Origin of the sequence: Aequorivita todarodis (assembly GCF_028561335.1) — a bacterium.
Taxonomy (GTDB): Bacteria; Bacteroidota; Bacteroidia; order Flavobacteriales; family Flavobacteriaceae; genus Aequorivita; species Aequorivita todarodis.
Genome location: NZ_JAQQTG010000006.1, coordinates 1 through 13,976, shown reverse-complemented (window position 1 = coordinate 13,976; position 13,976 = coordinate 1). Strand labels below are relative to the sequence as shown.

General features: G+C 42.3%; 11 protein-coding genes and 2 rRNA genes. 7 read left to right on the top strand and 6 right to left on the bottom strand.

Annotation, left to right across the window (positions count from 1 at the left end; all coding sequences use genetic code 11):
• Positions 1–27 precede the first annotated feature (27 nt).
• Positions 28–915: a hypothetical protein gene (locus POV26_RS01930; RefSeq protein ID WP_272854803.1), complete on the top strand. Its 888-nt coding sequence runs from the start codon at positions 28–30 to the stop codon at positions 913–915.
• A 155-nt stretch (positions 916–1,070) separates the two neighbouring features.
• On the opposite strand, the gene POV26_RS01925 is transcribed toward POV26_RS01930, so the two are convergent.
• On the bottom strand, positions 1,071–1,616 hold the full coding sequence (locus tag POV26_RS01925; RefSeq protein WP_272854802.1) for a Smr/MutS family protein: 546 nt from the start codon (positions 1,614–1,616) through the stop codon (positions 1,071–1,073).
• 192 nt (positions 1,617–1,808) lie between these two features.
• Between POV26_RS01925 and POV26_RS01920 the strand changes: the two genes are divergently transcribed.
• Entirely contained in the window at positions 1,809–3,734 is a 1,926-nt protein-coding gene (locus tag POV26_RS01920) for a T9SS type A sorting domain-containing protein (RefSeq protein WP_272854801.1), read from the top strand.
• A 151-nt stretch (positions 3,735–3,885) separates the two neighbouring features.
• Here the strand turns inward: POV26_RS01920 and rocD are convergent, their stop codons facing one another.
• Positions 3,886–5,130, bottom strand: a complete 1,245-nt coding sequence (gene rocD / locus POV26_RS01915) for an ornithine--oxo-acid transaminase (RefSeq protein ID WP_272854800.1) — start codon at positions 5,128–5,130, stop codon at positions 3,886–3,888.
• A 147-nt stretch (positions 5,131–5,277) separates the two neighbouring features.
• Between rocD and rlmD the strand changes: the two genes are divergently transcribed.
• The 3 genes from rlmD to POV26_RS01900 are packed head-to-tail and all read left to right on the top strand — an operon-like array spanning position 5,278 to position 7,893.
• Positions 5,278–6,699: a 23S rRNA (uracil(1939)-C(5))-methyltransferase RlmD gene (rlmD, locus tag POV26_RS01910; RefSeq protein WP_272854799.1), complete on the top strand. Its 1,422-nt coding sequence runs from the start codon at positions 5,278–5,280 to the stop codon at positions 6,697–6,699.
• Positions 6,696–7,196, top strand: coding sequence for a DUF6452 family protein (locus tag POV26_RS01905; protein ID WP_272854798.1), 501 nt, complete (start codon positions 6,696–6,698; stop codon positions 7,194–7,196). Before rlmD ends, POV26_RS01905 begins: the two co-directional genes overlap by 4 nt.
• Complete coding sequence (locus POV26_RS01900; protein WP_272854797.1) at positions 7,159–7,893, top strand: DUF6048 family protein; 735 nt, start codon at positions 7,159–7,161, stop codon at positions 7,891–7,893. Before POV26_RS01905 ends, POV26_RS01900 begins: the two co-directional genes overlap by 38 nt.
• Positions 7,894–7,993: 100 nt before the next feature.
• On the opposite strand, the gene POV26_RS01895 is transcribed toward POV26_RS01900, so the two are convergent.
• On the bottom strand, positions 7,994–9,151 hold the full coding sequence (locus tag POV26_RS01895) for a THUMP domain-containing class I SAM-dependent RNA methyltransferase (RefSeq protein WP_272854796.1): 1,158 nt from the start codon (positions 9,149–9,151) through the stop codon (positions 7,994–7,996).
• Between the two features lie 118 nt (positions 9,152–9,269).
• Here POV26_RS01895 and POV26_RS01890 point away from each other — a divergent pair, with 118 nt between their 5' ends.
• On the top strand, positions 9,270–10,001 hold the full coding sequence (locus POV26_RS01890; protein ID WP_272854795.1) for a class I SAM-dependent methyltransferase: 732 nt from the start codon (positions 9,270–9,272) through the stop codon (positions 9,999–10,001).
• Positions 10,001–10,669, top strand: coding sequence for a ZIP family metal transporter (locus tag POV26_RS01885; RefSeq protein ID WP_272854794.1), 669 nt, complete (start codon positions 10,001–10,003; stop codon positions 10,667–10,669). The genes POV26_RS01890 and POV26_RS01885 overlap by 1 nt, the downstream gene beginning before the upstream one ends.
• 25 nt (positions 10,670–10,694) lie before the next feature.
• Here POV26_RS01885 and POV26_RS01880 read toward each other — a convergent pair whose 3' ends face one another.
• The 3 genes from POV26_RS01880 to POV26_RS01870 all read right to left on the bottom strand — a co-directional run.
• Positions 10,695–13,124, bottom strand: a complete 2,430-nt coding sequence (locus POV26_RS01880; protein ID WP_272854793.1) for a helix-turn-helix domain-containing protein — start codon at positions 13,122–13,124, stop codon at positions 10,695–10,697.
• Between the two features lie 391 nt (positions 13,125–13,515).
• A 5S ribosomal RNA gene (gene rrf, locus POV26_RS01875) occupies positions 13,516–13,625 on the bottom strand.
• Positions 13,626–13,778: 153 nt separating this feature from the next.
• A 23S ribosomal RNA gene (locus tag POV26_RS01870) occupies positions 13,779–13,976 on the bottom strand; the annotation flags it as partial.

Genomic DNA, 13,976 nt, shown 5'->3' with positions numbered 1-13,976 from the left:
TCCTCTTTATCAAAATATTTAATACGAATGAAAAAAATTCTTTTCCTTTTTTTGGCTACAATCCTTCTACAAAGCTGCGATGACGGCGATATTATTATAACCACCTTCAATTTTGATGATGCCGAACTGCAAAGCTGTGGCGATTTGGGCAATTTCGTTTTTTTCAAGGTCAACCCCGAAGCGCTGGAAAGCCTTTCGCTAAAACTGGGCGTAACGGACAGTCTCTATAAAACCGAAGGCCTTAAGCCATATATTCTTAACGGTACCACAAATTTTGTGAACTACCGCACCTATGACGGGGTGTTGGGCAACGGCTACTTTTGCAGCAGCATTCCGCCCACTTCACCAAGGGTTACCGTAGATTATTTTGCTGCCTCGGGCACTGCCGAATTCACAACTACTTTTGGATACGATGATAATGACGGCGTTCCAGCAGATAAAGAATTTGACGGTGATACTGACGGTGATGGCCTCCCGGATTTATACGATGTGGACGACGATGGCGACAACGTGCCCACGGCGCTTGAACTGGATATTGAAAATGCCGATGGCGACAACGACCCCTTCACAAATCCGTTGGACACCGATGGTGATGGAACACCCGATTATCTAGATCCCGATGATGACGGCGACGGCGTGCTAACGCGGGACGAAGACAAGGACGGAAATTTGGACCCAAGAAACGACGTTACGGATTCCAGCGTGGGCGCGGATTACCTAAACCCTGCCGTAGCCGTTGATTATGACATTAACCAATATCGCCAGCACACTTATAAAATCATTAAAAGCGTAAAAATTGTTTTGAAGAATTTGGTTTTAGTAAACGGTGAAGAAGAAATTACGCAGGAAACGCTGAATATGGGGACCCTAAATAATGTGGAAACCATCCCTAAAACAACCACCCCGGAATTTTGAACTCGTTAAATGGTTAATTCGGGCTTTGTTGATTTTTTTTGATTCGAGATTGAATTAATTCCCGCTGTTAAAGCCGTTCACAATGGCCGAAAATGTTGGATTCGCCGCCAGTTGATCCCAAAGCATCCCAATTCTGCAACCTGTTTTTCTAATCCCTACTTCACATTCTGATAAATATAAACCTCGGTAGCCCCACGTCCGTATTTTTGATAATCGGCATCGTAGAATTTCAGGTTATCATACCGGTTAAAAAGATACTCCAGCTCTGTGCGAAGAACGCCTTCGCCCACGCCGTGAATAAAAACCACTTTTTGGATTCGTTTGGAAATAGCAAAATCCAACTGCCTTTTTGCCGTATCCAGCTGGATGGTCAGCATTTCATAATTGTCCATTCCGCGGGTTTTTGGCACCAATTGGTTGATGTGCAGATCAACCTCCATCGGGGGCAAATTGCGTTCCTTCGGCTTTATTCGTTTGGTCTTTCCAGGCTTTTTGTGCTGTTTTTCTGAAATAATGGAAGAAACGTCCATCTGGGCCAGCTCTCTTTTTGATAGCGAACCGTCCATAACAATCAGTTCGTTTTTAAAAAAGTCCAGTTCAAAACCATCATTCGTTATAATGGTCACCTCATTGCCCTTCAAGGCAGTAACCACGCCTGAAATGGCATCATCCAATACCGAAACCTTATCGCCGATCTCCATAGAAAACTTACTTTATGTATTAATTCCCTAATAGTTGCCGCACCTACCATTTAACGCTGTTAATCGCCTAATAACGAAATTTTTATGTATTTTGCAGCAAACTATACAATATATTGAATTTTATTTTTAAATTTAAACCGTCAAAAAAGGCTTTGTTGCCCCAACATCAATGCTTTTAAAAACCGTAAAAATATGAAAAACCTACTACTCTTTTCAACTTTACTTTTAACAACTGCCGGTGCGTTCGCGCAGCTAAGCGTCAAGCCGAACGGTACTACTGATTCCTATGTGTATGTAAAGGATCAGGTTCTATACGTTGCAAATGAAATAAATTTGACCAGAAACACCAATGGCCCGAGTACTACCGAAGCAAGTATTTATTTGCGAGAGAACGGTCAGTTGATACAGGGAGGAACCACATCTAACAATAGTGGAAATGGCCAGCTTTCCGTGCAACAAAACACCCCGGAAACTAATAATTGGGCATATTACTATTGGTGCTCACCAGTCGGCTACCCGGGCACTTTAGCCACTCCACAACCAGCTGGCAATCCATGGGCTGGTATTGTAAATGTATATGAACCCTTGCCGTTAACAAGTGTAACTGCAGCCCGTTTAGCTGCTATTACTCCATATAAAGATGGATCACCAACCCCCATGACAATTTCCACCCGTTGGCTTTACACTCATAAGTTTCCCGGAACCGAAGCCGAAGCCGACTATCAACGAATAAACGCTAACACTGCTGTACCTCCAGGATATGGTTTTACCATGAAAGGTGTAGGTTGGGCAGTTCCAGGTATCAACGTAACTTATGACTTTAGAGGAAGACCAAACAGTGGCACCTTTACTATTCCGGTAGATACAGGTTTAATGACCCTTGCCGGAAACCCCTATCCATCTGCTTTAGACTTAAATAAACTTTTTTATGATTTGCCAGACAATGCTGCCTTGGGTACATTTAGGTATTATGATGAAGATAGAACTGTAGCTTCTCATTATTACTCCCAAAAACCTTATGGCTATGGCGTTTATACTGTGGGGACAGAAGATACAGATAACATTCCTAATAATATTCCTCCGGGGACTTTAGGAGTTTATGCCGAAGCTCCTTTTTATTACTATAACTCTGGTGGAGGAAATGGCACGCAAGTAGGAACTGGTGGTACCGATCAAAACAAACGCTTCGCACCTATTGGCCAAGGCATTATGTTTGTAGGGGATGCCAACGGTCCTGTTAAAATAAAAAACTCATACAGAGTGTTTTTCAAAGAAGATACCGCTGGTTCCGTTTTCCAAAGACCGGACGGTAATACTACCCCAGACGAAGGCAACAATGCTGGAGGACCAACCTTATCCACTTCCGCAGAAACCACAACGAATGTAGATAACCGTACACCACAAACACGTATTTGGGCAATTTTTGATGAAGCGGTAACCAGAGATATGGTAATTGCTTTTTACGATCAAGCTACCGATGGTTACGACCGTGGTTTGGATGGATTGAGCGCCCAAGACCTGAAGACGGATGCTTACTTTCCTATTGGCAATGACAATGACCGCAAACCTTATGTAATCAACGGCACAAATTACAGCTTGGACAAGCAAATACCAATAGCCTTTAAAGTAAAAAACAACGCACAAATACGTTTGGTTGTAGTTGAGGAAGTTAAAAAACCATACCAACACGCCTATCTTTTCGACAGCCAAGAAAACACCTATAAAGAATTGAACAACGCAACTGCTTCTGGCGTTATCCTAACATTACCGGCAGGCACCTATGACAACAGATTTTTTATCGTTTTCCGCAACCCGAACATAAAACGCGATACGCCGCAAACTGAGCTTGAAGCCAAGGATGCTGTTTTGGCAAATGTGAATGTATTCCAAAACAACCCAGTACAGCAAATGGAAGTTAGCAACCCAGAAGGATATACCATCAATTCTGCAATGGTTTATGATATGAACGGCAAATTGGTGATCCAAGAGAAAAACTTGGGCTCCAAAAATAAATATAGCTTTTATACCGGTAACTTAAGTGATGGTGTTTATTTGGTAAAACTTACCACTTCAGAAGATTTTATTTTAGACTATAAAGTTATAGTCCACAATAAATAAGAGAAAATCCCTCTCCAAGAAGGATTTATTTTTCCCATACTACAAAAAAAACGGCCTCGATATTCTCGGGGCCGTTTTGATTTTAGAATTAATGCGAGGCACGATGCAATCCCACATTGTTTAATGCGTCGAACTGAGCGCAGTCGAAGTTTTATTTTTCAAAGCCCTTCAACGTTTCAATAATTATTGAAACACAATCCATCAGTTGTTTCTCGTTCATTACCAGTGGCGGCGCAAACCGGATGATGTTTCCGTGTGTGGGTTTGGCCAGCAGCCCGTTGTCCCGCAGTTTTAAACAGATGTTCCAAGCGGTATCGCTATCTTCCGAATCGTTGATCACAATTGCGTTTAAAAGACCCTTGCCGCGAACCAGCTTACAAATGTTGCTGTTTTCAATATACTTGTTCAGTTCGCTCCTAAAAATTTTGCCAAGTCTTTCGGCGTTTTCCGCGAGCTTTTCATCTTTAACCACACTCAACGCCGCAATGGCAACCGCGGCGGCCACAGGGTTTCCACCAAAAGTAGAGCCATGATTGCCCGGTTGGATAACTTCCATAATATGATTATTCGCCAAAACCGCAGAAACCGGATAGGCACCGCCACTCATTGCCTTGCCAAGTATAAGAATATCGGGCTTTACATTTTCATGGTCGCAGGCCAAAAGCTTTCCGGTACGGGCGATTCCCGTTTGTACTTCGTCCGCAATAAAAAGTACGTTGTGTTTTTCACATAAAGCCTTCGCTTTGCGCAAATAGCCTTCCGAAGGCACATATACGCCCGCTTCGCCTTGAATAGGCTCCACCAAGAAACCCGCAATGTTCTTATTGCTTGCCAGATGTTTTTCCAATTGCTCCAGATTGTCGTATTCAATTTTTATAAACCCTTTGGTATAGGGGCCAAAATGCTTTCGCGCCACGGGATCGTTGCTAAAGGAAATAATAGTAGTGGTCCTTCCGTGGAAATTGTTCTCACAAACGACTATTTCGGCTTCATTTTCATCGATGCCCTTCTTTTCATACGCCCATTTTCTACAAATTTTTAAAGCGGTTTCCACAGCTTCGGCACCCGTATTCATGGGCAGCAATTTGTCGAAATTGAAGAACTCGCAGGCAAATTTTTCATATTTCCCAAGCATATCGTTATAAAACGCCCGCGAAGTAAGGGTCAATGTTTTTGCCTGTTCGGTCATTGCCCCAACTATTTTCGGGTGGCAATGACCCTGGTTTACCGCGGAATAGGCCGAAAGAAAGTCGTAATATTTCTTGCCTTCCACATCCCAAACATACACGCCCTCTCCCCTGTTCAAAACCACGGGAAGCGGATGATAATTGTGGGCTCCATACTTGTTTTCTAAATCGATAGCTTTTTGGGAAGCTGTGTGCTCTAAAACTGACATAAGATTGTAATAATTTTGAAGTAAAAAAGTTTCGATTCCTGCTTTTCGGAGCGGAATCCTCCGTGGGCTGCAAATTACTAAATATATCCCACATTTTTTGAAGGCTTAACAGGATTTAAACCTAACAATTGTGCTATTTTTGCGCCTATGGCGAGAAAAAATAAGCGAATAGTACTAGAAGACCTTGAAGTGATTGACGCGGGCGCAAAGGGCAAAGCCGTTGCCAAAGCCCCGGACGGAAGGGTAGTTTTTATAGATAATGCCGTGCCCGGCGATGTGGTTACCGTACAAACCTTTAAAAAGAAAAAGGCTTTTTACGAAGGTTCTGCCATTTCGTTTTCAAAATATTCCGAGAAAAGGGTCGAGCCCGTTTGTCCGCATTTTGGGACTTGTGGCGGCTGCAAGTGGCAGGACATGGGCTACGAGCATCAACTCTTCTTTAAACAAAAGGAAATCGAACAAAACCTAAAACGCATAGGCAAGGTTGAATTACCCGAAATTCAGCCTATTTTGGGTTCCGAAAAACAATACTTTTATCGCAATAAGATGGAATTTTCCTTCAGCGATAACAAATGGCTAACGATGGAGCAGATAAAGAGCGACAAAATAATAGAAAATCGGAATGCCCTTGGGTTCCACATTCCCGGTATGTGGGACAAGATTTTAGATCTTGAAATTTGTTACCTGCAAGCCGACCCGAGCAATGCCATTCGTGATTTTGTAAAAGCGAAAGCGGAGGAATTGAATTTAACTTTTTTCAACACGAGAAATCAGGAAGGTTTTTTAAGGACCTTGATGATCCGCACTTCTTCCACCGGGGAAATTATGGTATTGCTTCAGTTTTTTCACGAAGACGAAGAAAATAGAGATTTGCTGTTAAATGCCATTGCCGAGGCATTTCCGCAGATTACTTCGCTTTTATACGTAATCAATTCCAAAGGAAACGATACGCTCTACGATCAGGAAATTGAACTTTTCCACGGAAGGGACCATATTTTTGAGGAAATGGAAGGTTTGAAATTTAAGATAAACGCCAAATCCTTTTACCAAACCAACAGCGAACAGGCCTACGAACTTTACAAAATAACCCGTGATTTTGCGGGACTTACCGGTAATGAATTGGTTTATGATCTTTACACGGGAACGGGAACCATTGCACAATTTGTAGCTAAAAAGGCGAAAAAGGTAATTGGCGTTGAAGCCGTGCCGGACGCTATTTCCGCAGCAAAGGAAAACGCGAAATTGAACAATATTGAAAACGTGGAATTTTACGTTGGCGATATGAAAAAGGTTTTTAATGAAGAATTTATAACGGCACACGGCAATCCAGACATTGTTATCACAGATCCTCCGCGGGACGGCATGCACGGAGATGTTGTGGCCCAACTTTTGAATCTTGGTGCTGATAAAATTGTGTACGTAAGTTGCAATAGCGCAACCCAAGCCCGCGATTTGGCCCTTTTGGATGCGAAATATAAAGTTACCAAGGTGCAGCCCGTAGATATGTTTCCACAGACGCACCACGTGGAAAATGTTGTACTTTTGGAAAAACGATATTCAAAAATATGATTAAACGAATTATTTTACCAATCCTAATAGTTTTTACCTTTAAAGGCTGCACAAAGGACGATATTTGTCCACCCGATACCGCAACTACGGCAAAAGTAGTCATTGCCTTTAATGATTTTGCAAACCCAGCCAATACGAAAAATGTAAATGTGTTGAGTGTCCAAACAGACTATGAAAACCCTGTGGAAGTAATTTCCTTTGAAAACACAAAAGAAATCGCCATACCTCTTAGCACGACTTCAGATACCACAAAATATAAATTCATAAGAACAACTTTTAGAACCAATGACACGTTGACCAATATAGATAAGGTGATGTTCGTTTACCGAAGACAAAATGACTACGTGAACCGTGCTTGTGGTTTTAAAACCGAATTCCACAATCTGGATGCAGATTTGGAACAAGAAGGAGGAACTGGAAATTGGATAAAACAAGTTACTGTAATACGAGAAACTGTAAATGATGAAAATAGCGCCCACATTACTATGCTGCATTAGTCTTTTTTGCGGCACGCAAGCAATGGTGGCGCAAAAGAAAAGTGAAACAGCCAACGATACAATTCCAAAAATTGAGAAATTTGGATTGCGGGTTGGTGTTGATTTGGCCAAGCCTTTACGAACGTTGATTGAAGACGGCTATTCCGGATTTGAGGTGATGGGCGATTTCCGGGTTGCCAAAAAGTTTTACGCCGCCGTGGAACTGGGCAATGAAAAAAAGGACTGGAATGAGCCTTATATTTCCGCAAAGACCAGCGGCAGCTATGCCAAAATAGGTTTTGATTACAACGCCTATGAAAACTGGCTGGGGATGGAAAACGCCATTACACTTGGGCTGCGGTATGGTTTTTCAACCTTTAAGCAGGAACTTACAAGTTATAGAATTTATACAGATAACCCCGCTTTTCCCACGCAAACAATTTACGATTCACAGGAATATACAGGTTTAACAGCCCACTGGGCCGAATTGATCGTTGGCGTAAAAACCGAAATACTCAATAATCTGTATCTCTCCATAAACGTTCAGTTAAAAAGAAAAATCGCCGAGGACGAACCCGAGAACTTCGCAAACCTTTACATTCCCGGTTTCAACAGAACGTATGATTATAGTGAGTTTGGCGTTGGGTACGGGTATTCAATTTCTTATTTGATTCCTATTTTTAAGAAAACGGCCCCCCAGCCCTCAAAGGTGGAATAATTTCTTCCAACTGAAAACCGCAACTGAAAACTGTAACTGAAAACTGCAACTGAAAACTGCGACTGAAAACCGCGACTGAAAACCGCGACTGAATACTGTGTTACTGTTTACTGGCTTTCCTGCTGCCCTCATATATTTCGTACCGCACCAGTTTAGACTCCAGCTTTCCGTTGAAGAGTTTTATCTTTTTTGAAGGACGAAGACCCACAAATTTCAAGGCTTCCATATTTGAAGTAATCATCCACGTCTGCGTTCCCGGATAACCGCGCTTCAAGGTATTACCGATGGCGCTGTAAAATTCTTCCACATCGTTCACCGAGATTCGCTCGTCATACGGCGGATTGAAAACGATATACAAGGGTTTGTCATTTTGCTTTTCACTCTCGAAGAAATCCTGTTGCTTCACTTCAATAAAATCCTGCAAATTGGCGCTTTTGATATTTTCCTTAGCCTTATGTATTGCAATGGGATCGGTATCAAAACCATAGATTTTATGCGGAAAATCGCGAACCTTTTTTAGGGCCGCCTCTTCAATCTTTTCATAAAGGTCAACATCAAAGTCAGGCCAGGTTTCAAAACCGAATTCCTCACGGTTCAGGTTCGGCGGAATATTGCAGGCTATCATTGCTGCTTCCGTGAGCAGGGTTCCTCCGCCGCACATCGGGTCCAGAAAATCACATTGCCCCTGCCAGCCCGCGAGCATTAGCATTCCTGCCGCAAGCACTTCATTTATGGGGGCAAGGGTGCTTTCCACCTTATAACCCCGTTTGTGCAACGATTCCCCAGAACTATCCAAGGAAACTGTACAAATGTTTCTGTCAATATGGATATTTATCCGAAGTGTGGGATGGTCCAAATCTACATCCGGCCGCTCGCCTTCCCTATCGCGAAACCTGTCCACAATTGCATCTTTCGTTTTAAGAGCAATGTACTGGGAATGCGTGAACACATCAGAAAAAACGGTAGCATTAACGGCCAGCGTACCTTTTACGTCCATATAATTTTCCCAGGGCATTTCATAAATTTTCTTATAAAGATCTTCTTCAGTAAAAATATTGAAAGCGGTAATGGGCTTAAGTATTTTGATGGCCGTCCGGCAGCAGAGATTGGCCTTGTACATAAATCCCGTATCCCCTTCAAAGGAAACATTTCGGGTACCTATTTCAATAGCCGAGGCACCCAATTGGCGAAGCTCCTGCGCCAGCAGTTCCTCCATCCCAAAAAGGGTTTTCGCCACCATTTTAAAATTCTTTGTCATAAGTGAGGCCCGCAAAGGCAGGTAATTTTTGATTAATTGTCTATTTTGATGAAATTAAAAAACTTCAGTTTAATAAGGCCACAAAAATACAGTATTTTAGCAGGGCGAAACGAGAACTATGCAAAAAGAAAAAGACAATTGGTACGCTTCGTGGTTCAACACCCCTTATTACCACATTCTTTACAAGGACCGAAACCACCGGGAAGCGGCACTTTTTATGAACCAGCTTACCGCGTTTTTAAACCTGAAACCGAAGGATTCCATCTTAGATTTGGCCTGTGGCCGCGGGCGCCACTCCAAATATCTTTACAAACAGGGCTTTGACGTTACCGGCGTAGATCTTTCCGAGGAAAGTATTCAATATGCCAAACAATACGAAAAGCCCGGGCTTCATTTTGAGGTCCACGATATGTGTTTGCCCTATCCAAAACAGTTTGACGCAGTATTCAACCTTTTTACCAGTTTTGGATATTTCGAAAATGAAGAAGACAACCTGCGAACCATAAAGGCAATCAAAGCTGAATTAAAACCCGAGGGCCACGGCGTGATAGATTTTCTAAATGTTGAGCTCGCAATCAAAAACATGATTCCCTCAGAAAGGAAAAAGATTGGCAATATCGTTTTTCACCTTGAAAAATATGTTGAAGATGGCTACATCATCAAAAACATCCGTTTTAAGGAGGAAGGTGAGGACTACTTTTTCACGGAACGCGTAAAAGCCCTTACTTTGGAAGATTTCAACATATATTTTGAAGCAGCAGAAGTTGAACTAAAACATACGTTCGGCGATTATCATTTAAACAAATTTGATAAAAATAGTTCCGAACGCCTTATATTAATTTTCAATTGATGAATTATTTATTGCTTTTTTTGGCCGTGGCAATAGGCTATTTCGTGGCGTTGTTCTTAAAGAAAAAAGAATTGCGCAATATGGAAGTCTTTTTGGCATTCAGCGGCGCTTTCCTGCTCTCCATTACCGTTTTTGAACTACTTCCCCACGTTTTTGAAACCCCTTCAAAAAGTATTGGCGTTTATATAATGTTGGGTATTTTGCTTCAAATTTTCTTGGAATTCTTTTCAAAGGGAGCAGAACACGGGCACGTACATTTGCATGCCGAGCACAAACATTTTCCGTGGATTCTCTTTTTAAGTTTGGGTATTCATGCGTTTTTGGAAGGTTTTCCCATTTCGGAAGATAACAATCTGTTGTTGGCCATTATCATCCATAAAATACCCGTGGCCATTATTCTCTCTTTCTTTTTTATAACGGCAGGTTATAAGAGGACTACTACCCTGCTCTTTCTGTTTTTCTTTGCGCTACTAACGCCTTTGGGAAGTTATCTCGCCTCCAATTATGAAGGAATCCACAAATACGAAACCCAACTCACCGCAGTGGTAATCGGAATTTTTCTGCACGTTTCCACGACCATTCTTTTTGAAAGTTCCAAAAATCATAAGTTTAATCTTTCAAAAATGACGGCGGTTATATTGGCAGTGATATTAGCTTATTTTATTTAAAATCGCCGGAGAGAAGCAATTTGTATTATTTGTTATTGGAAAATTGAATGGCATTGGAAACCATTCTTAAGTCATTATAGGTAAACTTCTCGTCAATTTTGCTCTTTAAATCCCCGAAACCTTCATAAGGCACGGTTTCCATAATTTTTTTAAGTTCAAGGAATTTTTCCTCTGGCATTAAGTCGGTTATTTTAATTTCGCCCGTTGCTAAATATGCACTGAGATGGCCTTCGATAGTGCGCGTGGTAAAATTCCGTTCTTTCGCAATTTCAGGAATACTCATTCCACTTTTAAATAATTCATACGAAATTTGTTGGGTGCTGCTTTTCTTCGGAATTGTAGCAGCCTCAGTTTTTGGCGCTATATCGTTCTCTTCGCAATAATCCGTAATAAGTTCGAGAATTGCGGAACCATAATTTTCGAGCCTTACCTTCCCGATGTCGGTTATAGCTCGTAATTGTTTGGAATTTCTCGGCAAAACCTGACACATTTCATAGAGAGCTTTTTGGGTGAAAACCTGATAAGGAGCAATCCCTTCTTCTTCTGAAAATTTAGTGCGAAGTTCCCGCAGCCTTTCAAACAAAACAGGATGCTCGGTTGAAGCGATGAACTCCTTTTTCTGCCGTTTCGGTTTTTCTTCCTTTTGAAGCACTGCCTTTGCACGTAACGATAAATATTCCGAAGTATTGAACCCCTTTTTTAAACCTGCAAAACAGAAGGATTTGATGGCCAACAAATTTTCCAAGGTTTCCAAATGGTTTTCAATTTCTTGCCGTATCGCCTTGTTGTCCGTGCTATAATTGAGTTCGTTCAAAGGTATTTTGATATAATCCTCGATGTGTTTTTCAAAATAAGCGACCGCCTTTTTGAAGCGTTCCTGCAGAGCAGTATTGTTTTCCGGGGCAACGGTTTCACTTAACCTTACAAGTTCAGATTTAAAAGTGGCTTTGATTTTTAAAAGTTTTGTTACGCCATTTTCTTTCAGAATAGTCAATTGTTCCAGTAAATTTCCTTGGATACTGGTTTTGTTTTTATAATAAATGTCAATAATCCTTCCCACGGGATGCAAAAAGGAATAAAAGTCGAAAATTTCATCAATCAGGTTTAGTTGATAGGTTTTTTGCGAAGCCTCCAAAACCGAGGTATCGGGCTGGTTCTCCTCCGCATTTTTGCTGAACGATGCAACCTCGTGATTATTGATAATGCTTTTTTGACCCAATGGCCCGGTCAGAACAATGCCTTCCAAGGTTTTGCAGCGGCTCAAAGCTACGTAGGTTTGGCCGTGGGCAAAGGCCTCGCCCGCATCGATGATTACTTTTTCAAAAGTAAGTCCTTGACTTTTGTGGATGGTAATGGCCCAAGCCAACCGCAGGGGAATCTGGGTAAAGGAACCCATTTCGTCCTCAACAATTTCCTTTGTTTCCTTTTGGATGGAATAATTGATGTTTTTCCAGACTTCGGCCGTGGTTACAATGGGGAAATCGTCCTCCGGGCATTTTATTACTACTTCATCTTCGTCCAAACTGAGAACGGTTCCAATCTTTCCGTTGAAATAGCGCTTTTCCGGAGAACTGTCGTTTTTAATGAACATAACCTGTGCGCCCACTTTCAGTTCCAGTTCTGGGTGCGTTGGGTAGGTATATTCTGGAAATTTGCCTTCTATTTCCGCCTCGTAAACAAAAGTTTTCCCCTTCAGTTTTTTCAATTCAGCGGAATTAATCCTGTCAGCCCGGTTGTTGTGGGTGGTAAGCGTTATATATCCATCTGCGGTATTTGCTGAAAAGTGTGGCAGATAACGCTTGTTCAATACTTCCGAGGATTCGGCACTTAGCCTATCATTTCTTATTTCGTTCAAAATTTTTATGAACTCCGCACTTTCCTGCCTGTAAATGTGTTTTAACTCTATTGAAAGTGAATTGGAAGCCTGAAATGCTTTGCTTCCGAAGAAAAATCCCGTACTGTAATGTTGTTTTAGAAGTTGCCATTCCTCCTCCTTTATTACGGGCGAAAGTTGCTGCAGATCGCCGATCATCAAAAGTTGGATGCCTCCAAAGGGTTTATTCCTATCGCGAAACCGCCGTAAAACCTGATCTATGCCGTCCAATAAGTCGGCCCGCACCATACTTATCTCGTCAATGATCAGCAAATCCAAGGATTTTATGATGTTGATTTTATTTCTGCTAAATTTTTTTGAAAATGAATTATTCTGAAGCTTTTCCGTTTCGGGCAATATCGGCCCAAAAGGAAGTTGAAAAAAGGAATGGATGGTTACGCCACCCGCATTGATAGCCGCAACTCCTGTAGGCGCAACCACCACCAGTCTTTTAAGGGACTCGTTTTTTAATTTATGGAGAAATGTAGTCTTGCCCGTTCCTGCCTTTCCGGTCAAGAAAATAGTTCTGTCGGTATTGTTGACGAAATCCCAGGCGAGGTCTATTTCCGGATTTTTCAGCATTTGTGGAAAGCTACTTTATTTTCTGAATAAATATAATGAAAAATGAAGTAGCAGTAAAGCCTAAAACAGTTGAAGAAATCCCTATTATCTTATTGAAAAAGATGGAAGGTTTTATTGAACGCTCGGGTCTTTGACGCTATCTTTTGTGTCACCTTTCGATGTGTACCCAACTGGTTTTTGACGCCAATTTGTTCAAAAAAAAAACCTCCATCAAGTAAATGATGACGGTTTTAAAGGAAGGCGTCTTTAGAGGTAAAAACGGCAGGGGCGGCATTCAGATGCCCCCACTATTGAAAAATTTCGGGCCCGCCGCCCCTGCCACCCACGGCAGTGGGAGAGAATTCAATCTATCCCAAAAAAAAAGACCCAATCGTAAGATCGGGTCTTTAAAGGAAGGCGGCGACCTACTCTCCCACTGGATAGCAGTACCATCGGCGCAAACGGGCTTAACTTCTCTGTTCGGAATGGTAAGAGGTGAGCCCCGTCGCTATAGCCACCTTAGATCTGCCCCCTAGCCCCCGAAGGGGGAACCACTTNACATATCGGAAAACAAACAATAGAAGAAAAGCGAACTTTACTTAAAAAAAGAGTTCGCCGCCCCCGGTAGCAAGTCTGAGTTGCTCCCCCTCCTTGGGAGGGGGCCGGGGGGAGGCCGTACATAAGCTTACGGGCTATTAGTACCGCTCGGCTACGGACATTGCTGCCCCTGCACCTGCGGCCTATCGACGTGGTAGTCTCCCACGGCCCTTTAAAGAAATCTCATCTTGTGGTGGGTTTCGCGCTTATATGCTTTCAGCGCTTATCCCTTCCCGACGTAGCTACCCAGCGGTGCCCCTGGCGGGACAACTGGTG